Consider the following 22111-nt stretch of genomic DNA (forward strand, 5'->3'; position numbering starts at 1 on the left):
TTGACCCTAGCGCAATCCCGCCGATTCGACGCGGTAGGCGGCGGCGAGGCCGAGATATTCCTCGTCCCAGCCATCAACGACCGACGCCATGTGGACCGGGCCGTCCCATGCGAACAGCGTGTCGGTCCCGGCAAGCGCGTCGGCTTCCTGTTCGCGAACCGCTTTGGCCAGCCGCAATATGTCCGCCGACAACTCGGTTCGACCGTTCCGCTCGGCAAAATCGGCGCAGCGTTCGAGCAGTTCGGCTAGTGCCGTGGCCTGCGCGTGCGCGGATCGCTCCGTCGCACCGGTTTCACGCCCGAACATTCTCTATTCCCCCCAGATGACGTCAGGGTGTTGCGCCAGCACCTTGGCGGCGCGCAATGCATCCACTACCCAATATGGCAATTCAGGCGTCCGTTCTGTTCGAAAATGTCGCGTTATCGAGAATTGACAATGATCTACATGGCGAATGCAGAGACTGCCCTGCCCGCCCGGCTGATCGGTCGGATTGCCGCCGAAATGGCAATCGATTGCATGATCGCCACGCGACGCGCGCATTTCGACGTGTTTTCGGGCGGCGCCACCTATGACCGGGTGGTGCTGTATCTCGCGCTGATGCGTCATGCCGCCTGTCCGTTGGCGGGTGCACGGACCGAGCCGCGAGCGATGAGCATCGCTGGCCTCGCCGCATCGCTCAACCAGCCCTTCGAAACGCTGCGTCGGCATGTCCGGCGACTGGAATTGGCCGGGCTGGCAGTCCGAACGTCCGACGGCGTCACAATCCCCCAATCGGAATGCGAATCGCCAGTCATGCTCGCACTCGCGCATCGCATCCATGACGTCATGGTGGCGATGATCGACGATCTGGCACGCTTCGGGGTTCCGATGCCGCCTTCCAGGCCCGTCGAGACACGGCCTGCGGAGACGCTGCACGCCGCGCTGGATATGGTGTTGTACCTCGCCGAGCGGATACGTCCGGTCTATGGCACGTCGCTCGCCGCGATGGTCCTGAACGCGATCGTCGCCGCAAATGTTCGGGCCATCACCTATGATCCGGTACTGGCGATGCAGTATGGCGCGATCGACACGATTCCGCCCGATCACCTGCGCCGTCCGATCACGGTGGCGGCGGTCGCGCGGGTACTGGCGTTGCCGCATTCGACCGTGGCCAGAGAAGTGAAGCGATTAAAGGCCGCCGGGCGGGCACGGACCGTTGCCGACGGCGTGATCGTCGATCGCACTGCGCTGGCCATCAACACGCTGACCGACAACAATCGCGCCGCCACGGTCCGCGCACTGCAACTGGTTCAGCGGTTGCGGAACGGCGGCTTCGATTTCGGCTATCCCGCGCAGCACTATTTCGGTGGCCAGCGCCCGACGATGACCATCTACGAATGACAGCAAAAAGGCCGCTCCCTTGATGGGAGCGGCCCTTCGCATCTGGATGCATCAGCGATCAGATGTCGTCGCCGAGCGCGCCCTTTACCGAGCCAGCAGCCTGCTGGGCCTTGCCCTTGGCTTCCTGCTTGGCACCTTCGGCCTTCGTTTCGGGATTGTCCGATTTCTGCTTCAGGTTGCCGATGGCTTCGTTGACGTTGCCTTTGACCTTATCGACGAATTCGCCCATGATTTTAGCTCCTTCTAAGACTTCGCGCTTTCGCGCGGTAGCCGCGTTGTGCGGTCTCGGATACAGAACGGGCAAACCGGAAAACGGTTCCGTCAAATAAGGCCAGCCAATGGCGACGACGGATCGGCGTACATCCGCCGCCCCATCCGTCCGGCGCGATAGGACAGCCGACCGCTTTCGACCGCAAGCCGCATCGCCTTCGCCATCATGATCGGGTCCTTGGCCTCGGCGATTGCCGTGTTCATCAGCACGCCGTCGCAGCCCAGTTCCATCGCGACGCCGGCGTCCGACGCGGTGCCGACGCCCGCATCGACCAGGACAGGGACCTTTGCGCCTTCGACGATCAGTCGGATCGTCACCCGGTTCTGGATGCCCAGCCCCGACCCGATCGGCGCGCCCAGCGGCATGATCGCGACCGCACCCGCATCCTCCAGCCGTTTCGCCGCGATCGGATCGTCGACGCAATAGACCATCGGCTTGAAGCCTTCCCTGGCCAGCACCTCGGTCGCGCGGATCGTCTCAACCATATCAGGATACAGCGTGCGCGCTTCGCCCAGCACTTCCAGCTTCACCAGATCCCAGCCGCCCGCCTCGCGCGCCAGCCGCAACGTGCGAATCGCTGATTCGGCATCGAAACAACCGGCGGTGTTGGGAAGGTAGGTAATCTTCTTGGGATCGATATAGTCGGTCAGCATCGGCGCGTTCGGATCGCTGACGTTCACGCGCCGCACCGCGACGGTCACGATTTCGGTGCCCGAGGCCTCGACCGCGGCGGCATTCTGTTCGAAATCCTTGTATTTGCCGGTGCCAACGATCAGCCGCGAGGTGAAGGTCTTGCCTGCCACGGTCCAGCTGTCGTCATGGTCGCCGCCGCCCGTGACCGCATGGTCGCCGCCACCGACGAAATGCACGATCTCCAGCTCGTCGCCATCCTCGACCGCCACCGTCTCCAGCGTCGATCGCGGCACGATTTCCAGGTTGCGTTCGACCGCGACCTTTTCGGGGACCAGCCCCAGGTCGCGCGCGAGTTGCGCGAGCGTCAGCCCGGCATGGACCCGGCGGTGTTCGCCATTCAATCGGATGCTGACGGTGCCGTCGCTGTGCAAGACCTGCTCTCCGGTGATCGGTTCGCCCGTGAAACGTGCCTCGACTTCGCTCGACACGAACGGGTAGGAAAGCGGCAGATATGGCGTGAGCCCCGCCCCCGCAACCGGAAGGTCCGCAATGACCGACACGATCTTTGTCCTGAACGGCCCCAACCTCAACCTGCTCGGGATGCGCGAGCCCGAGATTTACGGGCATGACACGCTCGACGACATCGCCAACCAGCTGGACGACCGCGCACGCGAACTGGGCCTGACCATCGACCTGCGCCAATCGAACCATGAAGGGCATCTGGTCGACTGGTTGCACGAGGCGCAATCGTTCGAGGCGAAGGCCGTGCTGCTCAACGCGGGCGGCTATACCCACAGCTCGGTCGCGATCCATGATGCGATCAAGGCGATCAGAACCCCGGTGATCGAGGTGCATCTGTCCAACCCGCACGCGCGTAATTCCTTCCGCCATGTCAGTCTGATCGGACAGGCGGCGAAGGGAACCATCGCGGGCTTCGGCGCGCTTTCCTATACGCTGGCGCTTGAAGCCGCCGCCCGTCTCTGACAGGAGGCCCGTTTCGGATTCACTGGGGGTCGCATGACCGAGCATAACAAGCATGGCGGAATGAGCGTCGATATCGAACTGGTGCGCGCGCTCGCCGCCGTTCTGGACGATACGCAACTGACCGAGATCGAGGTCGAGGATGGCGACCGCAAGGTGCGCGTGGCGCGCAAGGCCGCACCCGCCGCACCGATGGCCTATGCGCCCGCACCCACTGCCGCACCCGCGCCGGTGGCTGCCGCTCCGGTCGCTGCCGAACCCGGCGCATCGGCACCTGCCGCCGTGGTCAATGCCGTCAAATCGCCGATGGTCGGCACCGTCTATCTCGCCGCGGAACCCGGCGCCAAGCCGTTCGTCACCACCGGCCAGAGCGTCAAGGCAGGTGACACGCTGCTGATCGTCGAGGCAATGAAGGTGATGAACCCGATCCTCGCAACGGCTGCGGGCACGGTCAAACAGGTGCTCGTGGAGAACGGTCAGCCGGTCGAATTTGACCAGCCGCTCGTCGTCGTCGAGTAACGCGGCGTGGCCAAGATCAAGAAGTTGCTCATCGCCAACCGCGGTGAGATCGCGCTGCGCATCCACCGCGCCTGCCACGAAATGGGGATCAAGACGGTCGCGGTGCACTCCACCGCCGACGCCGACGCGATGCACGTTCGCCTCGCGGACGAGGCGATCTGCATCGGCCCACCGCCCGCGGGCGAAAGCTATCTCAACATCCCGAACATCATTTCGGCCGCCGAAATCTCGGGCGCGGACGCAATCCATCCGGGTTATGGCTTCCTGAGCGAGAACGCCAAGTTTGCCGAGATCGTCGAGCTGCACAACATCCTGTTCGTGGGGCCGAAGCCCGAACATATCCGCGTGATGGGCGACAAGGTCGAGGCGAAGCGGACCGCAGGCGCACTCGGCCTGCCGCTCGTCCCCGGATCGGACGGCGCGGTCAGCGACGTTGCCGAGGCCAAGCGGATCGCTGCCGAAATCGGTTATCCGGTGATCATCAAGGCGGCATCGGGCGGCGGCGGTCGCGGCATGAAGGTCTGCGAGAGCGAAGACACAATCGAAACGCTGATGAGCCAGGCCGGTTCGGAAGCGAAATCGGCATTCGGCGACGCGACCGTCTATATCGAGAAATATCTCGGCAATCCGCGCCACATCGAATTTCAGGTGTTCGGCGACGGCAATGGTCATGCGGTGCATCTGGGTGAGCGCGACTGTTCGCTTCAGCGCCGCCACCAGAAGGTGCTCGAAGAGGCCCCCTCGCCCGTGCTGGGTCAGGCCGACCGCGACCGGATGGGAATGGTCTGTGCCAAGGCGATGGCCGATATGGGTTATCGCGGCGCCGGGACCATCGAATTTCTGTGGGAAAACGGCGAATTCTATTTCATCGAAATGAACACCCGGCTCCAGGTCGAACATCCGGTGACCGAGATGATCACCGGCATCGACCTGGTCCGCGAACAGATCCGCGTCGCCGAGGGCGAGCCGCTGTCGGTAAAGCAGGATGAGATCGAATTTCGCGGCCACGCGATCGAATGCCGGATCAATGCCGAGGATGCGAAGACCTTTGCCCCCTCGCCCGGCACCGTGGTTCAGTTCCACGCCCCCGGCGGGATGCACGTCCGCGTCGATAGCGGCATTTATGCGGGCTACCGGATTCCCCCTTACTACGACTCGATGATTGCCAAGCTGATCGTCTATGGCCGCACGCGCGAAGGCTGTTTGATGCGCCTGCGCCGCGCGCTGGAGGAATTCGTGGTCACCGGCGTCAAGACGACCGTGCCGCTCCACCGCGCCTTGCTCGACGATCCCGAGTTCCAGAAGGGCGATTATACGATCAAGTGGCTTGAGGAATGGCTGGCGCGCGAGGCGGACGAGCCGGCGTGAAGGCGCGTATCCTCCACAATCCGCGCTGCTCCAAGTCGCGCGAGGTGCTGGCGATCCTGAAGGATGCCGGCGCCGATGTGGAGGTGGTCGAATATCTGAAGGACGCGCCCAGCGCGGGCGAGTTGAAGCGGCTCTACGACAAGGCGGGCATGTCGCCGCGGGACGGCCTGCGCGCTGCCGAGCCGGGCGCGAAACTGCTCCGCGATGCCGACGACGCCACCCTGCTCGACGCGATGGCGAGCGATCCGATCCTTATCGAACGCCCGCTGGTTGAAACCGACAAGGGCGTCCGGCTGGGTCGCCCGCCCGAGCGGGTGCGGGAAATCCTTTGATGGCCTGTACTCCCGCGAAGGCGGAAGTCTAGAGTAACTAAGTGCACCATTTGTGGTTCTGGGCTCCCGCCTTCGCGGGAGCGCGTAGCGGGCCGGGGTGACGGTTGGGGATCGCTCGCCTATACCCATCTCCGACAACCAAGGGGCAAGCTCAACAAATGAACACGCACGACAAACTCCCCCTGGAGATCGGTCGCAATTGCTGGCGTATCAAGAAGGCCGAAAAGGCCACCGTCATCGTCGATGCGGAGGATTATTTTCGCATCTCGCGCGAGGCGATGAAGTCGGCGAAACACCAGATCATGCTCGTCGGCTGGGATTTCGACGCGCGCATCCGGCTGGTCCGCGAGGGCGAGGACGAGGCCCCGGTCACCGTCGGCGAGTTCATCGACTGGCTGATCGAACGCACGCCTACCCTGCAAATCTACCTGCTGCGCTGGGACGTCGGCGCGATGAAGAACCTGTTTCGCGGGCGCACCATCTTCACGCTGATGCGCTGGGCGAAGCATCCGCGCATTCACTTGCGCCTTGACGGTCATCACCCGACCGGCGGGTCGCATCATCAAAAGGTGGTGGTGATCGACGACTGCATCGCCTTTTGCGGCGGTATCGACATGACCGCCGGCCGCTGGGACACGCGCGAGCATCTGGATGACGATCCCGAACGGATCGGTCCCGATGGCGAACCCTACGGCCCGTGGCACGACGTGACCACCGCGCTGTCGGGCGATGTCGCCGGCGCGCTGGGCGACCTGTGCCGCACCCGCTGGCAATTGGCGGGCGGCAAGCCGCTTCCCGTTCCACCGCCGACCAGGGCGTGCTGGCCCGACGGGCTGCGCGTCCAGTTCACCGATGCCGAGGTCGCGACCTCTCGCACCCATCCGTGCGTCGATGGCGACGACGAAGTGCGCGAGATCGAGGCGCTCTACTGCGACCTGATCGCTCACGCCAAACACTGGGTCTATGCCGAGAGCCAGTATTTCGCGTCGCGCAAGGTGGCCGAGGCGATCGCCAAGCGATTGGGCGAAGAGAACGGCCCCGAATTCGTGCTGGTCAACCCGACCACGGCGGAAGGATGGCTGGAACCCATCGCGATGGACAATGCCCGCGCACGGCTGGTCGAAGCGCTTCGCCAGCGCGACACCTATGGTCGCCTGCGCCTTTATCACCCTGTTACCGAAGGCGGCGAGCCCATCTACGTCCACGCCAAGGTGACGATCGTCGACGGCCATGTGCTGCGCGTCGGATCGTCGAATTTCAATAACCGCTCGATGGGTCTCGACACCGAATGCGACGTGACGATCGACGCGGCGCGCGACGGCAACGAGGATGAAGTCGATACCATTCACGACATCGCCTACGATCTGCTCGGCGAACATCTGGGCGTGGCAGCCGAGAAGGTCGAGTCGCTGCATGCCGCCGGCGGCTCTCTGATCGCCGCGATCGAGGAACTGCGGGGCGAGGGCAAGACGCTGATCCCCTATGAAATTCCCGACGTGAATGCCGTCGAGGAATGGCTGGCCGACAATGAAGTGCTCGACCCCGAACATCCCGACGACGCGTTCGAGATTACCGAACGCAAGGGGTTGTTCCGCCGGTTGAAGGCGCATCGCCCACATCGCCCTCAGACCAAGCGCGCGAGCTTTGCACTGGGGGCGGCAGCAGCGGCGGTCGTTGCCGGCGGCGTCGCGCTGGCGGTAAGCAAGCGGGGCAAGGCGGATAACGAGCAACCCTAGCCATCGTTCGTCATTGCGAGCGCAGCGAAGCAATCCAGCCTTCGCACGCGATACACTGGATTGCTTCGCTGCGCTCGCAATGACGGTATCGCCGGATCAATCCGGCATTGCCCTTGTCGCGCGCAATCCACACTAGCCCCCCGGCCCCGCCCTCGCTAAAGCCGCGAGCCATGACCGATACGCGCCAGATCTCGCCCGAAACCGTCGCCGAACACGGCTTCACCCCGGAAGAGTATGAGCGCGTCCTCGCGGCGATGGGCCGCGAGCCGAACCTGACCGAACTCGGCATCTTTTCGGTCATGTGGTCCGAGCATTGCAGCTACAAATCGAGCCGCATCCACCTGAAAAAGCTCCCCACCGAAGCGCCCTGGGTGATCTGCGGTCCCGGCGAGAATGCGGGCGTCATCGACATCGGCGACGGGCAGGCGGCGATTTTCAAGATGGAGAGCCACAACCACCCATCCTATATCGAGCCCTATCAGGGCGCTGCGACGGGGGTCGGCGGCATCCTGCGCGACGTGTTCACGATGGGCGCGCGGCCCGTCGCCAACATGAACGCGCTGCGCTTCGGTCGGCCCGATCATCCCAAGATGCGCCACCTGATCGCAGGCGTCGTCCACGGCATCGGCGGTTATGGCAATTGCGTGGGCGTTCCCACCGTTGGCGGCGAGGTGAATTTCCACCCCGCCTATGACGGCAACATTCTGGTCAACGCGATGACCGTCGGCGTCGCCGATACCGACAAGATTTTCTACAGCGCCGCCAGCGGCGTGGGCAATCCCATCGTCTATGTCGGGTCGAAGACCGGGCGCGACGGCATCCACGGCGCGACGATGGCCAGCGCCGATTTCGGCGACGATGCCGACGCCAAGCGCCCGACGGTGCAGGTCGGCGATCCTTTCACCGAAAAGCTGCTGATCGAGGCTTGCCTCGAACTGATGGCCTCCGACGCGATCGTCGCGATCCAGGACATGGGTGCCGCGGGCCTGACATCGTCGAGTGTCGAGATGGCGTCGAAGGGCGGCGTCGGCATCGAACTCATCATGGACGACGTTCCCCAGCGCGAAACCTGCATGACGCCCTATGAGATGATGCTGTCCGAATCGCAGGAACGCATGTTGATGGTGCTGAAGCCCGGCCGCGAGGCCGAGGCGCAGGCGATCTTCCGCAAATGGGAACTCGACTTCGCGGTGATCGGACACGTTACCGACACCGGGCGCATGGTGCTCAAGTGGAAAGGCGATGTCGTCGCCGACATTCCGCTCGCCCCGCTTGCCGACGAAGCGCCGCTCTATGATCGCCCGCACGTTCCGACGCCCAAACCAGCGGAATTGACGGACGAGCCCGAATCGACCGATCTGCGCGCCGATCTGCTGACGGTGATGGCCTCGCCCGACATCGCCAGCCGCCGCTGGATCTGGGAGCAGTATGACCATATGGTCGGCGGTGACACCGTCCAGCGCCCCGGCGGCGACGCGGCGGTGGTTCGCGTCCACGGAACGCAAAAAGGCCTGGCGATCACCACCGATTGCACGCCGCGCTATTGCTTCGCCGATCCGGTCGAGGGCGGGAAGCAGGCGGTGGCGGAGGCATGGCGCAACCTGACCGCGGTCGGCGCCAACCCATTGGCGATCACCAACTGCCTGAACTTCGCCAACCCGCAGCGCCCGGAGATCATGGGCCAGATCGTCGGCTGTCTGGAGGGCATGGGCGAAGCCTGTCGCGCGCTCGACTTCCCGATCGTCAGCGGCAACGTCTCGCTCTACAACGAATCGAAGGCAACGGGCGGCGGCTCCGCCATCCTGCCCACCCCCGCAATCGGCGGCGTCGGGCTGCTCGCCGACTGGTCGAAATCGGTCACCATCGGCTTCAAGGGCACCGGCGACGTCATCATCGCGCTGGGCGAGCGCGGCGGCCATCTCGGCCAGTCGATCTGGCTGCGCGAGGTGCATGGCCGCGAGGAAGGCCCGCCGCCGCCCGTCGATCTCCGCGCCGAACGCCGCACCGGCGATTTCCTGCGCGCGCAGATCGAACGCGGCAACGTCACGGCGTGCCACGACGTATCCGACGGCGGCATGGCGGTGACGATTGCGGAGATGGCGCTGGCGTCGAACATCGGCGCGATGATCAACGAGGCGCAGCCCTTCGGCGTCGCAGGATCGTTCTTCGGCGAGGATCAGGGGCTGTACGTCGTCACCGTCAAGGACGAGGCGCTCGCCGATTTCCTGAGCCACGCTGCCGAAGCCGACGTGCCTGCCGACCCGATCGGCCGCACCATCCGCGACCGGCTGGTGTTCGAACTCGACGAAGGCGATTTCTGCCTGACCATCGCCGATCTGCGCGAGGCGCATGAGAGGTTCTTCCCCACACTGATGGGCGAGGACGCCGCGCTGGCCTGAGCCCGTCATTGCGAGCGTAGCGAAACAATGACGGTTTGGTGGTCGATCTAACCGACGCATCCCTTTGCCCCGTGACTGCGTTGAGCAGCGAAACGGCAAAGGACCACGCGCATGACCACCGGCAACGAAACCACCGAGACCGCGACCGAACTGGGGCTGACGCGCGGCGTCCGGCTGTGGCTGCGCGACGCGCCGGAAGCGCTGCGCAACGCGATCGATCCCGAAGCGATCGGCGCCGAACTGCTGGCATCGCCCTCGACCGGCATGGACGTCGCGATCATCGTCGTCGATGCCGACAAGCCGATCGAGCGCGAGCTTCAGGCGCTGGCCGGACTGATGCAGCCCGCCGGGCACGTCTGGGTGCTGTGGGAAGGCGACGCGGTGGCGAGCGATGACGTCACGCGGATCGCGCGTGACCAGGGATTTCTGACCGGCGACACTCACCGCATCGCCGACCGCTGGACGGGGTTGAAGCTCGACCTCGCGCCGTCGGGTTGAGGCTCGGGGAATCAAGCCTCAAACCGTCCTTCCCGCGAAGGCGGGAATCCATAACCGATGTCGGAGGATATGGATTCCCGCCTTCGCGGGAATGACGAAAGGGCGGGCCATTGATTGCTGGCAGCTAGCCGCGCCTCTGAATAAAGCTCTCCCTCTCCACGGGGGAAGCCGCACATGACCATATCCATCACCGATCGCATCGCCGCACTCGACATCGTGCGCGGGATGGCGGTGATGGGCATCCTGGCGATGAACATCGCCGGGTTCGCGCTGATCTTCCCGGCCTATTTCAATCCGCTTGCGACCGGAGAGGCAACCGCGATCGACCGCGGCGTCTATCTGTTCAACTATGTCGTGTTCGACGGCAAGATGCGCGGGCTGTTCTCGCTGTTGTTCGGCGCGTCGATGCTGCTGGTGGTCGAGCGTGCCGCGGCCAAGGGCGAGAACCCTGCGCGCGTCCATTACGCGCGGATGATCGCCCTGCTCGCCTTCGGACTGCTGCATCTTTGGCTGGTCTGGTGGGGCGATATTCTTGCCCATTACGCCATTGTCGGCATGGTCGCGTATTTCGCGGTGCATCAGCCCGCGAGAACCCAATTCATGCTCTCGGCCGCGCTGATCGCCGCACATACTCTGTTCACGGTCGGCCTCCCCTTCCAGATCGCGACGCTGCAAGGCGAGCTTCCCGCCCCCGCCGCCGCGGCCGCGCTTCAGGGGTTCTCCAACAGCTTCGGCATCCCCGACGCGACGCGGGCGGCGACGGAGACGCTGATCTATCGCGGCGATTATGCGGGCATCGTCGCCGACCGCTTCGCGCGATTCGGCTGGGCGCCGATCCGCGACCTGCATTATATGGGAATGGAGACGCTGGGGCTGATGCTGATCGGGATGGGGCTGCTCAAGACCGGGCTGTTGCGCGGCGAATGGCCGGTCGCGCGGCTAAGGCGCTGGGCAGCGATCGGCGTCGCCATCGGTCTCGCCGTCTATCTGCCGCTTGCGTGGTGGATGACGTCGGCGAATTTTTCGTTGCTGAGCGTCGTCACCGCCACTCTGGTTGCGCCGGTTCCGCTGCGGCCACTGGTCATCATCGGCATCGCCTGTCTGATCCTGCTCGCCGCGCGGCCCGGAGGCGCGCTAACCGAGCGCGTGGCCGCAACCGGACGCATGGCGTTCACCAACTACCTGCTGACCAGCCTCATCTGCACCTCGATCTTCTACGGTTACGGACTGGGGCTGTTCGGCCACCTGTCGCGACTGGAACTCTGGGGCGTCGTGCTGGCCGTCTGGGCAGGAATGCTGCTCTGGTCGAAGCCCTGGCTCGACCGATTCGCCTACGGGCCGCTGGAGTGGCTGTGGCGCAGCATCGCGCGCGGATCGGTTCAACCACTGCGTCGCCTCGCCTGATCGCCATCGGTGCGAACGCCTCGCATTAGGCTTGCGAATCATTCTCACTCGCCCTATCACCGCCTCAGCGTAGCGAGGATGTGCATGGTCGTCTGTGTCTGCAATGCAATTCGGGAACGCGATGTCCGCGAAGCGGCCCGTCAGGGCGCTCGCAGTGCGTGCCAGGCGTATCGGTCGATGGGTCGCCAGGCGAAATGCGGCCAATGCGTTCCGTTTGCGCGAGCCATTATCGACGCCGAAGCCCGCGATTGCATGACAGTCGCAGCTTGAAAAATGGCGGATTTCCGCCGTTTTTTGCTGTTTAAATCAGCGATTTGAGCGTATCATCGCCGCCGACCAGATAAAGGAACGGCGCGATGAAGGGTGACGAAAAAGTCGTCGAGTATCTCAACGAGGTGCTCAAGAACGAACTGACGGCGATCAACCAATACTGGCTGCATTACCGCATGCTTGACCATTGGGGCGTGAAGAAGCTCGCCGAGTTCGAACGCCACGAATCGATCGACGAGATGAAGCATGCCGACTGGGTGTCCGAACGCATCCTGTTCCTCGACGGACTTCCCAATTTCCAGCTGCTCGGACGCCTGCGCATCGGCGAGACGGTCGAGGAAGTGTTAAGGGCCGATCTCGCGCTCGAAATGGAAGCGGTCGCGGTGCTCAAGGACGCGATCGAGCATAGCGAAAAGGTGCGCGATTATGTCAGCCGCGACCTGTTCCGCCGCATCCTCGACAGCGAGGAAGAGCATGTCGACACGCTGGAAACCCAGTTCGAGATGATCGAACGCATGGGCATCCAGAATTATATCCAGCTCAATTCGAAGCCCGAGGAAGCCGGGGAGTAACCCGAGCCGACATTGTAAGCGCAGCGAAGCAATCCAATTCGGCGGTCGACCGCACCGGATTGCTTTGCTGCGCTCGCAATGGAGAAATAAGGGCCGTCAGCCCACCGCGCGTCGGCCGAACCCGCCTTGCGGCTTGCGCATCACCAGCGGATTGGCTTCGCGCTCGAGCAGTTCCAGCGTCTCGTTGAACAGCTTGCGCAGGCCGACGACATGCTCCAGCGCCGCGTCGGGCGATTCGCGCGTCTCGACACAGGTGCGGGCGATATTCTCGATGATTTCGGCGCAGTCGCCCAGCGGGTCGGCGCCGAACTGGCGCGATTCGCCTTTCAGCGTATGGGCAGGCAGCACCAATGCGGTCGCGTCATGCGCACGCATCGCGGCCTCGATCCGGTCCACCGCCTTCATGCCGTCCTCGCGGAAATAGCCCAGGATCCGCACGAAATTGCCGCCCAGCTCGGCGCGCGCCTGCTGGTACGTCGTCCAGTTGACCAATAGGGTGCCTTCAACTGGCGCCTGCATCATTCCCACTCCGAACGCCCCCGTAACGTCACAGGCGAATTTAGTCGCCAATCGGTAAACAGGGCGTTGATGCAGCAGCGGAAAAATGCGCTCGCGGATTGGCGGATACGACAGACTCAATGAAAAGGGCATGGGTGGTGCCGAGTCCGTGCAACTCGCCCAAACCCTCTGTCCGAAATCACCGACGGATACGAAACAGCCCCTCGCCGATCACGGCAAAATCCGCGCCACCGGCCAGAGCGACACGCTCGATCTCGCCCGGTGCCGCCGGATCGTCGGCATGGATCAGAAATTCGCCCGGACCGCCATCGCGCATCGCCTTGGCCAGCCGGATCGCGGGCCACGGACATTTCAGCCCGCGCGCGTCGATCCGGGTGGTCAAGACTTGTCTTGATCGAACGGATTCTTCGGCGCACGCATCGTCATCCGCACCGGCACCGCGCCGAAGCCGAATTCGCGCCGCAACCCGTTGATCAGGTAGCGGCGATAGCTTTCGGGGAGCAGGTCTACGCGGGTGCCGAACAGGATGAAGCTGGGCGGGCGCGACTTGTTCTGGGTGATGTAGCGCGGCTTGATCCGCTTGCCGCCGGGCGCGGGGGGCGGGTTGGTTTCGATCGCGCGTTCGAACCAGCGGTTGAGCTGGCCGGTGGACACACGCGAACTCCATGCCTCGCGGGTTTCGAAGGCGACCTTCATCAGCGTATCGATCCCCTTGCCGGTCGCGCCCGACACCGTCATCAGCGGCACGCCCTTGGCCTGCGCCAGTCCTTCCTCCAGCGCGGCCTTGACGCCGTTGAACAGGCTGGAGGCGTTCTCCGCCACGTCCCATTTGTTGAGCGCGATCACCAGCGCGCGGCCTTCCTGAAGCGCGCGGTCGGCGATTTTCAGATCCTGAACCTCCAGCCCGCGCGTCGCGTCGATCAGGAGGATCACCACCTCGGCAAAGTCGATCGACCGCAGCGCGTCCATCACCGACAGTTTTTCGAGCTTTTCCTGAACCCGCGCCTTCTTGCGCATGCCCGCGGTGTCGATCAGCTTGACCGGGCGACCTTCCCATTCCCACGGGACCGAGATCGAATCGCGCGTGATCCCCGCCTCGGGTCCGGTAATCAGCCGGTCCTCGCCGACCATGCGGTTGATGAGCGTCGATTTGCCCGCGTTGGGGCGCCCGATGATCGCGAGTTTCAGCGGCCCGTCGGTTTCCTCTTCGACCTCGTCCGTCACCGCGTCATCGTCGCGGTCGACATAGGGACGCAGCGCGTCGAACAGATCGACCACCCCCTCGCCATGTTCGGCCGACAGCGGGATCGGATCGCCCAGCCCCAGCGCCATCGCCTCGATCACGCCGGTTTCGCCGGCCTTGCCCTCGGCCTTATTGGCGACGACGACGATCGGGGTGTCGGACGTGCGCAGCCAGCGCGCGATTTCCTCGTCCAGCGGCGTCACCCCGGCGCGGGCGTCGACCATGAACAGCGCGACATCGGCGACCGCGACGGCGGCTTCGGTCTGCTGGCGCATCCGGCCGGGCAGCGTCGCCGCATCCTCGTCCTCGTAACCGGCGGTGTCGATGATGACGAATTCCAGCCCGAGCAGGTTCGCCTCTCCCTCGCGCCGGTCGCGCGTGACACCCGGCTGGTCGTCGACCAGCGCCAGGCGCTTGCCGACCAGCCGGTTGAATAGCGTCGATTTGCCGACATTGGGTCGGCCGATAATGGCGACGACGGGCATTGCGGTCATAGTCTAATCCAATATGCCCATCGGGAGGTGCGAAAGCGGCGCGAACGCCGCCCGCTTCCTCAGCGATAGGCCGAAATCGTGCCTGCGTCGTCGATCACGTACAGCATGTTGTTGGCGACCACCGGCGGCAGCGAGAATGGCTGGCGCCCCTCGATCGTCTGCAATACCGATCCATCGGCGGGAGAAATGAACACCAGTTGGCCTTCGCTGTTCACGGCAACCAGACGGTCGCCCGCCAATACCGGCCCCACCCAGGAAATCGCGCCCGTGCTGCGCTTCACATTGCGCCAGCGCGGCAACTGGTTGGCCCAGCGCACACGACCGCTGTCGCGCGACAGCGCCAGCGCCCGCGCATCGTCGGTGACGACGAACATCCAGTCGCCCGCGATCCACGGAGTCGAAATGCCCGACAAATTCTGTTCCCACAACCGCCGCCCGGTCAGCAGGTCGAGCGCGACGGTGCGCCCGCCGAGACCGACCGCATAGACGCGGTCATTGTCGATCACCGGTTCGGCATCAATGTCCGACAGCGCCGACACGGACGTGGAGATCGACGTGCGCGACAGCGCGTCCGCCCACAGCGCGTTGCCGTTTTCGTAACGATAGGCGTTGAGTTCGCCCGAAGAGAAGCCCGCGACCACCGTGCCGCGCGCCGCCGCCGGGGCCGCGACGCCGAACACGCCCTGCGCTTCGGGCGATGCCGCCGCGGTCCAGGCGACGCTGCCGTCGGCCTGGTTCAGCGCGAACAGCTGGTTGTCCTGGCTCTGGACATAGACCTGGCCGTTGGCGATGGTCGGTGCGCCGCGCAGGGGGCCGCTCGGTTTGGCGCGCCATGCAACGCCGCCCGTGCCCGCGTCATAGGCGACGACATCGCCCAGTCCGTTGGTCGCATAGACCCGGCCATTGTCATAGCTGACGCCACCGCCGAACCGCGATGCTTCGTTGGCGCTGCCCTCGACCGTGTTGGCGCGCCACACCTGCGCACCGGTCGCGGCGTCGAGCGCGTGGACCACGCCGTTGACGTCGACGACATACAGCCGCCCGCCGCCGATCACCGGCGACGACGCCAGCCGCGCGCGCAGCGAGCTGCCGGGGATCGACGCCGTCCATGCCCGCGTCACCGACGCGCCCAGCGCCAGATGTCCCATCGATTTGGCCGCGTTCCCGCCCGGCTGCGACCAGTCGGCATTGACCTGGGCGGCGGGCGCCGTGACCGGCAGCGACGCGATGCTGGGGTCGACCGCCAGTTCGGCGTCCGACGTCAGGATCGGCATGCGTTCGCCGACGACCGGCGTTCCCCGGTCGCGACCGCTGAAAATACCACATGCGCCAAGGCTCAGGAGCGCGGTGATGGCCGCGGTCGCTTTCAACGCTGTCTTCATTCGCCGTTCTTTTCCTCGCCAGCGGCAGGAGCCGCGCTATTTCCCTGCGCCGCATTGCCTGCGTCGCCAGCCGTCGCACTCAATACGCTGGCCATCTGAACCGCACGTTGCCGGATCGATTCGGGCACATCCTCGGTCGCGGCAATATCCTGGAAGACGCGCAGCGCAAGGTCCGGGCGGTCCATGCGAAGATGTGCCGCGGCAACCAGTTCGCCCGCGCTGCCGAACCAGGCGTTTTCCTTCGACGCCAGCCCCTGAAGCCGCCCGATTACCGCCTGGGGCTGCATCGTGTCGAATTCGGCCGAAGTCTGGCGGATCAGCGCCAGATCGCGGTAAACCTGATCCAGCCCGCTATCGTTGGCGACTTCGGCAAACTTCGCCGCCGCGCCCTTCAGATCGTCACGCGCCAACAGCATGTCCGCCTCGGTAAACCGCGCCATCGCGCGCATCGCTTGCGAATCGGACTGCGCCAGTTCGGCCAGCTTGGGCTCGGCCGCCGCGGTGTTGTTCGCCGCCAGATCGTCGAACACGCTGGCGAGTTGCTCACCCTGCTCGCCTGCGGCGACCTGTTGCCGGTTCTGCCAGAACAGATAGCCGCCGAACGCGAGGATCGCGGCAATCACGCCGACGATCACCCAGCGGCCCCAGCGCTGCCAGAAACTCAGCAGCTCGTCGCGGCGCAGCTCCTCATCGACTTCGCGAAAGAATGCGTCGTTGTTTTGCGGGGTAAGCGCCAAGGGGAACTCCGTGGATGGCGGGGATGTCGGGCGCGGACATTAGCCGCGCGGGTTGAGGATGGGAAGCGGTTCAGGACTTCGGGCGATAGACCTGTTCGTCCCCTGGAAACACGCGCGATCGCACGTCGGCGGCATAGGTTTCGACCGCGGCGGAGATGCGCCCCGCCATATCGTCGAACTTCTTGACGAACCGCGGCGTGCGTTCGAACAGCCCCAGCATGTCCTCTGCGACCAGCACCTGGCCGTCGCAGCGATTGGACGCGCCGATGCCGATGGTCGGGCACGCGACCCGATCGGTGATTTCGATCGCGATCGGCTCGATCACACCTTCGATGACGATGGCGAACGCGCCTGCATCGGCAATCGCGACGGCGTCACCGACGATCTTCGCGGCTTCCGCCTCGCTGCGACCCCGCGCGCCGTAACCACCGAGCATGTTGACCGCCTGCGGCGTCAGCCCGACATGGCCGACCACCGGAATGCCGCGTTCGGACAGGAAGCGCACGGTGGGCGCCATCGCCGCCCCGCCCTCCAGCTTCACCGCCGCCGCGCCGGTTTCCTTGAGCAGCCAGGCCGCACTTTCGAACGCCTGTTCGCTCGACGCCTCGTAGCTACCGAATGGCATGTCGATGACAACCAGCGAATGATAGCTGCCGCGCACGACCGCCGCGCCATGCGCCGCCATCATGTCGAGCGTGACCGGCACCGTGGACGGCAGGCCGTAAATCACCTGACCCAGACTGTCGCCGACCAGCAGCATGTCGCAATGCGGATCGAGCAGTTGCGCCATCCGCACAGTGTAGGCCGTCAGCATGACCAGCGGCTCCGCCTCCATCCCCTTGCGCTGCCGGATCGCGGGCACCGTCACCCGCTTCATCGGCGCTGGCGTCGGGTTCGCGCGGCTGGTCGCGGTGTCGATCGTGAACGTCGTGGACATGGCGAGCGCTCCTAGGCGTTCGCCGCGTCGCCGCCAAGCTGCAAGCGATCCGATGCACTATTCAGGTGACACCGTGTTAGCTTTGATATACATGGAGTCGTATCAGGCTTACATGGAGTTCGGCAATGTCGTTCCGGGAAAAAATCCACTGGGTGGCGTTCGTCGCCATCATCCTCGCCTTCGGCTGGTACTTCCTCAACTACCCGTGGAGCGCTTCGCCCTCCAGCGCCGGTCTTTGGGCGAGCGGCGGCATGTTGATCGCGGTTTCGATCGGCATCATCCTGGCGATGTCGGTCGCGACGGCGGTCATGGCGATCCGCAACCGGCACGAAGTCGATATTCGCGAAGACGAGCGCGACCGGGCGATCCATCGCCACGGCACGCATCTGGCCTATTATCCGATGGTGATCGGCAGCTGGACCTGCATCGTCCTGATCTTCGCAGGCACCGACAGCGTCGTCCTGCTCAACGTCATCCTCGCGATGGTGGTGTGCGCCGAATTGCTCCGCATCGGATCGCAAATCTGGCTCTATCGACAGGGTTGAGCGATGGCGAAAATTCCGATCAGCAACGACATCCGCACGCTGCGCTTTCTTTCTGGAGAGATGACGCAAGCCGAATTGGGCGAACGCATCGGCGTCACGCGCCAGACGATCGCCGCGATCGAGGCAGGCAAATATTCGCCCAGTCTGGAAGCCGCATTCCGCATCGCCCAGGTGTTCGACAAGCCGCTTGACGAGATTTTCAAATGGGAGGGCGACTGACCACCCTCCCCTTTGCCCTTCAGCGCAGCCAACCGCGCTTTATGGCGAGGTTGGCGAACCAGATCTGGAAGATCGCGATGGCGAGGATGAAGATCGGGAAGATCAGCGTCCATGCGCCCTTTTCCGCGATCAGGTCGGTGACGCCGAATACCCAGCCGAACTGGACGACCACCGCCACCGTCGACAACAGGAACAGCACGATCGCCAGCCGTCGCCTGAGCAGAAGTGCGACGCCGCCCAGAAACCCGCCCCAGGTTGCGAGGCCGTAAACGGTCGCGAACCATGCCGGACGCCCCAGATACATCCGTCGGTCGTAATCATCCATCGCCGCGAGCATCTCTTCGCTCATCGTCACGTCGGTATAGAATGCGAATACCCCCATCGCGCCCCACAACAGGATCAGGATCGACACGATCCAGAACCAGGTCGGCGGCTTCGCGCTTGCGTCGTTCATGGCCAAACTCCCCCACTCTCCGTCGCGTCGTTACGCCGCGACGTCGATGGGCGATCCTACGCCTTTTCGTTCGCATTCGCCATCATTTCGATAGCGTTACGTCACAGCAAGGCGCGCGCCCATTGCTCGGCCTTGAACCCGACCAATACGCCGCCGGGATATTCGACCACCGGGCGTTTTATCATCGACGGCTGGTCGACCATCAATCGGGTGGCCTTGGCCTGATCGATATCGGCCTTGGCGGCATCGTCGAGCTTGCGAAAGGTGGTCCCGGCCCGGTTGAGCAACGGCTCCCAACCGACGGACTCCGACCAGCGCGCCAGATGCGCGGCGTCGATCCCGGATTTCTTGTAATCGTGGAACCGATAATCGATCGCGTTGTCGGCAAGCCAGGTCCGCGCCTTCTTCACCGTGTCGCAATTGGGGATGCCGTATAGCGTCACGCTCATCGTCGGTTCCTTATCGTGCGATACAGGCCATGCCCGCCCAGAGCCCCTCGATCCGCGCATCGGGGCCGCGCCCCGACAACACGCCCGACAAGCCGCCCGCGTCGAATTCGGTGCCGAGCGAGGTCTGGCTGATTTCGGCGACCAGACTGTCCTCCATCTCGGCGCGAGTCGATCCGATCCGCACCCCGCTCATCGACGAGAAATCGCGCCCGCCGCGCGGATTGGCCGACCAGCCTGCGAACCGGTCATTCTCGAAATAAATCGCCATCCGCTCGCCGAACTGCGCCCCCGTCAGCGGCGCGACATCGCAGCGGTTGGTGGCCAACGGATCGCCCAGCGCGCTTTTGACCAGCGCGAGCGTTTCGGCGCGTGGGGTTCCGAACGCAATCAGCCGGGTGCGCCCGCTGTTCGGATCGACCAGTTGCAACCCGTCGCCCGACAGCGCCAAAGGAATGCGCTCGGCCGGATCGGCATTGGCCGCAGCGGGAGCATTGCAGCGCACGCGCGTCGATTCGCTGCCGCTGATCGTGACGTTCAGCCGCCCGCCCTCGCCCATCGCCAGCCGATACTGGCGCTGCTCGGTGATCCCTTCCCCGGTGGAGACCGCATCGACGTCGATCGCGCCACCATCGCGCGGCGTCACCCGCGTGACCCTGGTGACGCTTTCATGAAACCGCATTTCGCGCGCATCGACAACCAGCCGCATCTCACTGCCATTTGCGCCGCACGCCACGGCATCGCTGTCAAACGTGCCACGAAACGCCGCGGGGATATCGGGAAGCGGGGCGGCGGTGGCGATTTCGGGTGTCGTCTCATTGACCGGCAACGCATTGTCCGCCTCGTCCGGGCCACTCGAACATGCCGACAACGCGAACGCCGACGCCGCCATCAACCAACCATAGTGCATTGGAAAACCCCTCATCAAAACACCGCTTTCGGAGCGTCCTCGCCCATCATCGCCTGGCGCACCAGCGGGATCGGCGGGCCGCCATAGGACAGGTAGGTGTCGTGAAACGCCTTCCACCCCTGACGCCCACCGCGCGATGCGGTCCAGTCCTCGCGGAGCTTGCGGATCATCAGCTTGCCCAGCGTGTAGTTGAGATAGGCGGGATCGTAAGTGCCCCGCGCCGCCTGTTGCCGGGCATTGCCCTCGTCCTGATAGCATTCGTTCTGGAACAGCGCCTGCGCCTGTGCCTGGGTCATCCCGCGCGCGTGCATCCCGATCGCGGCGGCATAGCGGCAATTGCGCAGCAGCGCGTTGGACAATTGCCCGATATGCGTCTCCGGATCACCGCGAAGCCCCGCTTCCCACATCATCTCCTCGACATAATGGCCCCAGCCTTCGGCGCTCGCATAACCCACCGCCAGCTTGCCCAGCAGGTTCGGATTGCGGTTCGAATGGAGGAACTGGAGGAAATGGCCGGGAAAGATTTCGTGGACGGTGATGAACAGCAAATCCGCCTCTCCGGGCAGATAGGCCTGCTGCACCGCCTCCGGCCAGGCAGGATCGGGCGGCGAGATGTAATAGATTGACGACAGGCCTTTCTCGAACGGTCCGGGTATGTCGATATAGGCCAGGTTCTGGCGGTTATATGGCGGGCTTTCGCGCACTTCCGCCTGTTCGGTGCCGGGGATCGTCACCAGATCCTGTTCGGTCAGAAAGGCGCGCAATTCCGGGATTTGCCGCGTTGCCGCCGCGACCGGTCCGCCTTCGGCCTTGCGCGAGCGCACTTCTGCCATGCACGCCGCAACGCTCGCGCCCGGCAGCAATTTGGCGCAGGCCTGCTGCAAATCCGTCTGGTTGCGGCGCAGATCGGCGATGCCGATGCGTTCGAGTTCGGCCAGCGGCACATCGACGCCTTCGGTCGCCTTCAGCATCCGCGAGAAGCGCTCCGGCCCCATCGCGAAATCCTGAGTCGCGCGCGGGCGTTCGCCCTCCAACCATTCGGCCAGTTCGCGCATCGCCTGCGACGCAGCCTGCGCGGCCGTCGCGAATTCGCGCTGCATTGCGGGGTCGCCGACCGACGCGAACGCCGCGCGCGCGTCACCGACATAATAATCGGCCAGGCCGCCGAATCCGGCGACGCCGTAATCGATATAACTGGCGGGCATCGGCACCCGCAGATTGGCGCGAATCTGCTGCGCGGCGGTCGGCACATTCTTCAGAAACGCGATCATCGCCGCCATCCGTGTCGCCGGATCGGCATAGTCGCGCGCGACATAGACATTGGGGTCCAGCCCGCCGCCGACATAAAAGGCGGGGTTGCGCCGCCATTGCTCGGCATCCTCCAGCCAGAACAGCTTGCCCTCGAACGTCTTGACCAGATGCTCGCGCGCGAAATTCTCCTCCGCGCTCAACCGGCGGAAGGCGCGCGCTTGGGAAATCGCATCCTTGTAGAAGGCCGCTTGTTTGCGGATGCCCGCCTCGCTCCAGTCGGGCAGGCGACCGTCAAACTCATGCCGCCCCTGATAGACCGCAAAGGCCGGGTCGATCGCCATCCAGCCGTCGATGGTCCGCTGGAGGAAGCCATCCCAGTCGCCCTGATTGGCGACGACGCCGACGCGGTTGCCCGCTTCTTCGTCCGACGAACAGGCCGCAAGCGCCAGCCCGATCGCCGTCAATGCTGCCAGGGGTGCAAACCGCATCGTCATCCTCTCACCTGTCGCGTCGTTTGATTACAGGGATTCGCGCGATCGGCCACCCCGCAATTGGACGGCGTTGGCGGGCCTTCCGTTACGGCACGCTGAACCAGCCTGACAAATTGCATC

26 protein-coding genes are annotated in these 22111 nt (G+C 64.6%); 13 read left to right on the forward strand and 13 right to left on the reverse strand.

All coding sequences use genetic code 11. The features are described 5' to 3' along the window. Positions 1 to 6: 6 nt before the first annotated feature. On the reverse strand, positions 7 to 306 hold the full coding sequence (locus tag ACX0GZ_RS11905) for a hypothetical protein (RefSeq protein WP_458816700.1): 300 nt from the start codon (positions 304 to 306) through the stop codon (positions 7 to 9). 129 nt (positions 307 to 435) lie between these two features. Here ACX0GZ_RS11905 and ACX0GZ_RS11910 point away from each other — a divergent pair, with 129 nt between their 5' ends. Beyond that, entirely contained in the window at positions 436 to 1380 is a 945-nt protein-coding gene (locus ACX0GZ_RS11910; RefSeq protein WP_458816702.1) for a hypothetical protein, read from the forward strand. A 58-nt stretch (positions 1381 to 1438) separates the two neighbouring features. Here ACX0GZ_RS11910 and ACX0GZ_RS11915 read toward each other — a convergent pair whose 3' ends face one another. Continuing rightward, entirely contained in the window at positions 1439 to 1609 is a 171-nt protein-coding gene (locus ACX0GZ_RS11915) for a CsbD family protein (protein WP_458816704.1), read from the reverse strand. Positions 1610 to 1701: 92 nt separating this feature from the next. Next, positions 1702 to 2715 carry a sulfur carrier protein ThiS gene (gene thiS, locus ACX0GZ_RS11920; RefSeq protein ID WP_458816924.1) on the reverse strand — a complete coding sequence of 338 codons (1014 nt, stop codon included), beginning with the start codon at positions 2713 to 2715 and terminating at the stop codon, positions 1702 to 1704. 118 nt (positions 2716 to 2833) lie between these two features. Between thiS and aroQ the strand changes: the two genes are divergently transcribed. The 10 genes from aroQ to bfr all read left to right on the forward strand — a co-directional run bounded on the left by aroQ (position 2834) and on the right by bfr (position 12363). Further along, complete coding sequence (gene aroQ / locus ACX0GZ_RS11925; protein ID WP_458816706.1) at positions 2834 to 3268, forward strand: type II 3-dehydroquinate dehydratase; 435 nt, start codon at positions 2834 to 2836, stop codon at positions 3266 to 3268. A gap of 33 nt (positions 3269 to 3301) precedes the next feature. After that, entirely contained in the window at positions 3302 to 3784 is a 483-nt protein-coding gene (gene accB, locus ACX0GZ_RS11930) for an acetyl-CoA carboxylase biotin carboxyl carrier protein (protein ID WP_458816707.1), read from the forward strand. A gap of 6 nt (positions 3785 to 3790) precedes the next feature. Then, entirely contained in the window at positions 3791 to 5152 is a 1362-nt protein-coding gene (accC, locus tag ACX0GZ_RS11935; RefSeq protein WP_458816709.1) for an acetyl-CoA carboxylase biotin carboxylase subunit, read from the forward strand. Further along, positions 5149 to 5484 carry an arsenate reductase (glutaredoxin) gene (gene arsC, locus ACX0GZ_RS11940; protein ID WP_458816711.1) on the forward strand — a complete coding sequence of 112 codons (336 nt, stop codon included), beginning with the start codon at positions 5149 to 5151 and terminating at the stop codon, positions 5482 to 5484. Before accC ends, arsC begins: the two co-directional genes overlap by 4 nt. A gap of 158 nt (positions 5485 to 5642) precedes the next feature. After that, positions 5643 to 7220: a phospholipase D-like domain-containing protein gene (locus ACX0GZ_RS11945; protein WP_458816713.1), complete on the forward strand. Its 1578-nt coding sequence runs from the start codon at positions 5643 to 5645 to the stop codon at positions 7218 to 7220. A gap of 170 nt (positions 7221 to 7390) precedes the next feature. Beyond that, positions 7391 to 9619 (forward strand): phosphoribosylformylglycinamidine synthase subunit PurL, encoded by a 2229-nt coding sequence (purL, locus tag ACX0GZ_RS11950; protein WP_458816715.1) that lies wholly within the window; start codon positions 7391 to 7393, stop codon positions 9617 to 9619. Between the two features lie 111 nt (positions 9620 to 9730). Further along, a complete protein-coding gene (locus ACX0GZ_RS11955; RefSeq protein ID WP_458816717.1) occupies positions 9731 to 10117 on the forward strand; it encodes a hypothetical protein in 387 nt (128 codons plus the stop codon). 174 nt (positions 10118 to 10291) lie between these two features. Further along, positions 10292 to 11521 carry a DUF418 domain-containing protein gene (locus tag ACX0GZ_RS11960; RefSeq protein ID WP_458816719.1) on the forward strand — a complete coding sequence of 410 codons (1230 nt, stop codon included), beginning with the start codon at positions 10292 to 10294 and terminating at the stop codon, positions 11519 to 11521. Positions 11522 to 11605: 84 nt separating this feature from the next. Continuing rightward, on the forward strand, positions 11606 to 11791 hold the full coding sequence (locus ACX0GZ_RS11965; protein WP_458816721.1) for a (2Fe-2S)-binding protein: 186 nt from the start codon (positions 11606 to 11608) through the stop codon (positions 11789 to 11791). Between the two features lie 86 nt (positions 11792 to 11877). Next, entirely contained in the window at positions 11878 to 12363 is a 486-nt protein-coding gene (gene bfr / locus ACX0GZ_RS11970) for a bacterioferritin (RefSeq protein WP_458816723.1), read from the forward strand. Between the two features lie 96 nt (positions 12364 to 12459). On the opposite strand, the gene ACX0GZ_RS11975 is transcribed toward bfr, so the two are convergent. From ACX0GZ_RS11975 to panB, 6 genes are all read right to left on the reverse strand, one after another. Then, positions 12460 to 12885, reverse strand: coding sequence for an Hpt domain-containing protein (locus ACX0GZ_RS11975; protein WP_458816725.1), 426 nt, complete (start codon positions 12883 to 12885; stop codon positions 12460 to 12462). A 175-nt stretch (positions 12886 to 13060) separates the two neighbouring features. Then, the gene (locus ACX0GZ_RS11980; RefSeq protein ID WP_458816727.1) at positions 13061 to 13264 is read right to left on the reverse strand and encodes a sulfurtransferase TusA family protein; all 204 of its coding nucleotides are present in this window, start codon (positions 13262 to 13264) and stop codon (positions 13061 to 13063) included. Continuing rightward, on the reverse strand, positions 13261 to 14619 hold the full coding sequence (gene der, locus ACX0GZ_RS11985; RefSeq protein WP_458816729.1) for a ribosome biogenesis GTPase Der: 1359 nt from the start codon (positions 14617 to 14619) through the stop codon (positions 13261 to 13263). Before der ends, ACX0GZ_RS11980 begins: the two co-directional genes overlap by 4 nt. Before the next feature lie 59 nt (positions 14620 to 14678). Continuing rightward, positions 14679 to 16001 (reverse strand): outer membrane protein assembly factor BamB family protein, encoded by a 1323-nt coding sequence (locus ACX0GZ_RS11990; RefSeq protein WP_458816731.1) that lies wholly within the window; start codon positions 15999 to 16001, stop codon positions 14679 to 14681. Next, entirely contained in the window at positions 15998 to 16738 is a 741-nt protein-coding gene (locus ACX0GZ_RS11995; RefSeq protein ID WP_458816733.1) for a tetratricopeptide repeat protein, read from the reverse strand. The genes ACX0GZ_RS11990 and ACX0GZ_RS11995 overlap by 4 nt, the downstream gene beginning before the upstream one ends. A gap of 70 nt (positions 16739 to 16808) precedes the next feature. After that, positions 16809 to 17675: a 3-methyl-2-oxobutanoate hydroxymethyltransferase gene (gene panB / locus ACX0GZ_RS12000; RefSeq protein ID WP_458816735.1), complete on the reverse strand. Its 867-nt coding sequence runs from the start codon at positions 17673 to 17675 to the stop codon at positions 16809 to 16811. Positions 17676 to 17800: 125 nt separating this feature from the next. Between panB and ACX0GZ_RS12005 the strand changes: the two genes are divergently transcribed. Both ACX0GZ_RS12005 and ACX0GZ_RS12010 read left to right on the forward strand, forming a co-directional pair. Continuing rightward, positions 17801 to 18220, forward strand: a complete 420-nt coding sequence (locus ACX0GZ_RS12005) for a hypothetical protein (protein ID WP_458816737.1) — start codon at positions 17801 to 17803, stop codon at positions 18218 to 18220. A 3-nt stretch (positions 18221 to 18223) separates the two neighbouring features. Beyond that, a complete protein-coding gene (locus ACX0GZ_RS12010; RefSeq protein WP_458816739.1) occupies positions 18224 to 18439 on the forward strand; it encodes a helix-turn-helix transcriptional regulator in 216 nt (71 codons plus the stop codon). A 19-nt stretch (positions 18440 to 18458) separates the two neighbouring features. Here ACX0GZ_RS12010 and ACX0GZ_RS12015 read toward each other — a convergent pair whose 3' ends face one another. From ACX0GZ_RS12015 to ACX0GZ_RS12030, 4 genes are all read right to left on the reverse strand, one after another. Next, positions 18459 to 18893, reverse strand: coding sequence for a hypothetical protein (locus ACX0GZ_RS12015; RefSeq protein ID WP_458816741.1), 435 nt, complete (start codon positions 18891 to 18893; stop codon positions 18459 to 18461). A 101-nt stretch (positions 18894 to 18994) separates the two neighbouring features. Beyond that, positions 18995 to 19342: an ArsC family reductase gene (locus ACX0GZ_RS12020; RefSeq protein ID WP_458816743.1), complete on the reverse strand. Its 348-nt coding sequence runs from the start codon at positions 19340 to 19342 to the stop codon at positions 18995 to 18997. A 10-nt stretch (positions 19343 to 19352) separates the two neighbouring features. Continuing rightward, positions 19353 to 20249: a hypothetical protein gene (locus ACX0GZ_RS12025; RefSeq protein WP_458816745.1), complete on the reverse strand. Its 897-nt coding sequence runs from the start codon at positions 20247 to 20249 to the stop codon at positions 19353 to 19355. 14 nt (positions 20250 to 20263) lie between these two features. Beyond that, positions 20264 to 21988 carry a DUF885 domain-containing protein gene (locus ACX0GZ_RS12030; protein WP_458816747.1) on the reverse strand — a complete coding sequence of 575 codons (1725 nt, stop codon included), beginning with the start codon at positions 21986 to 21988 and terminating at the stop codon, positions 20264 to 20266. Positions 21989 to 22111: the final 123 nt, after the last annotated feature.

Source organism: Sphingomonas aestuarii (assembly GCF_054457155.1).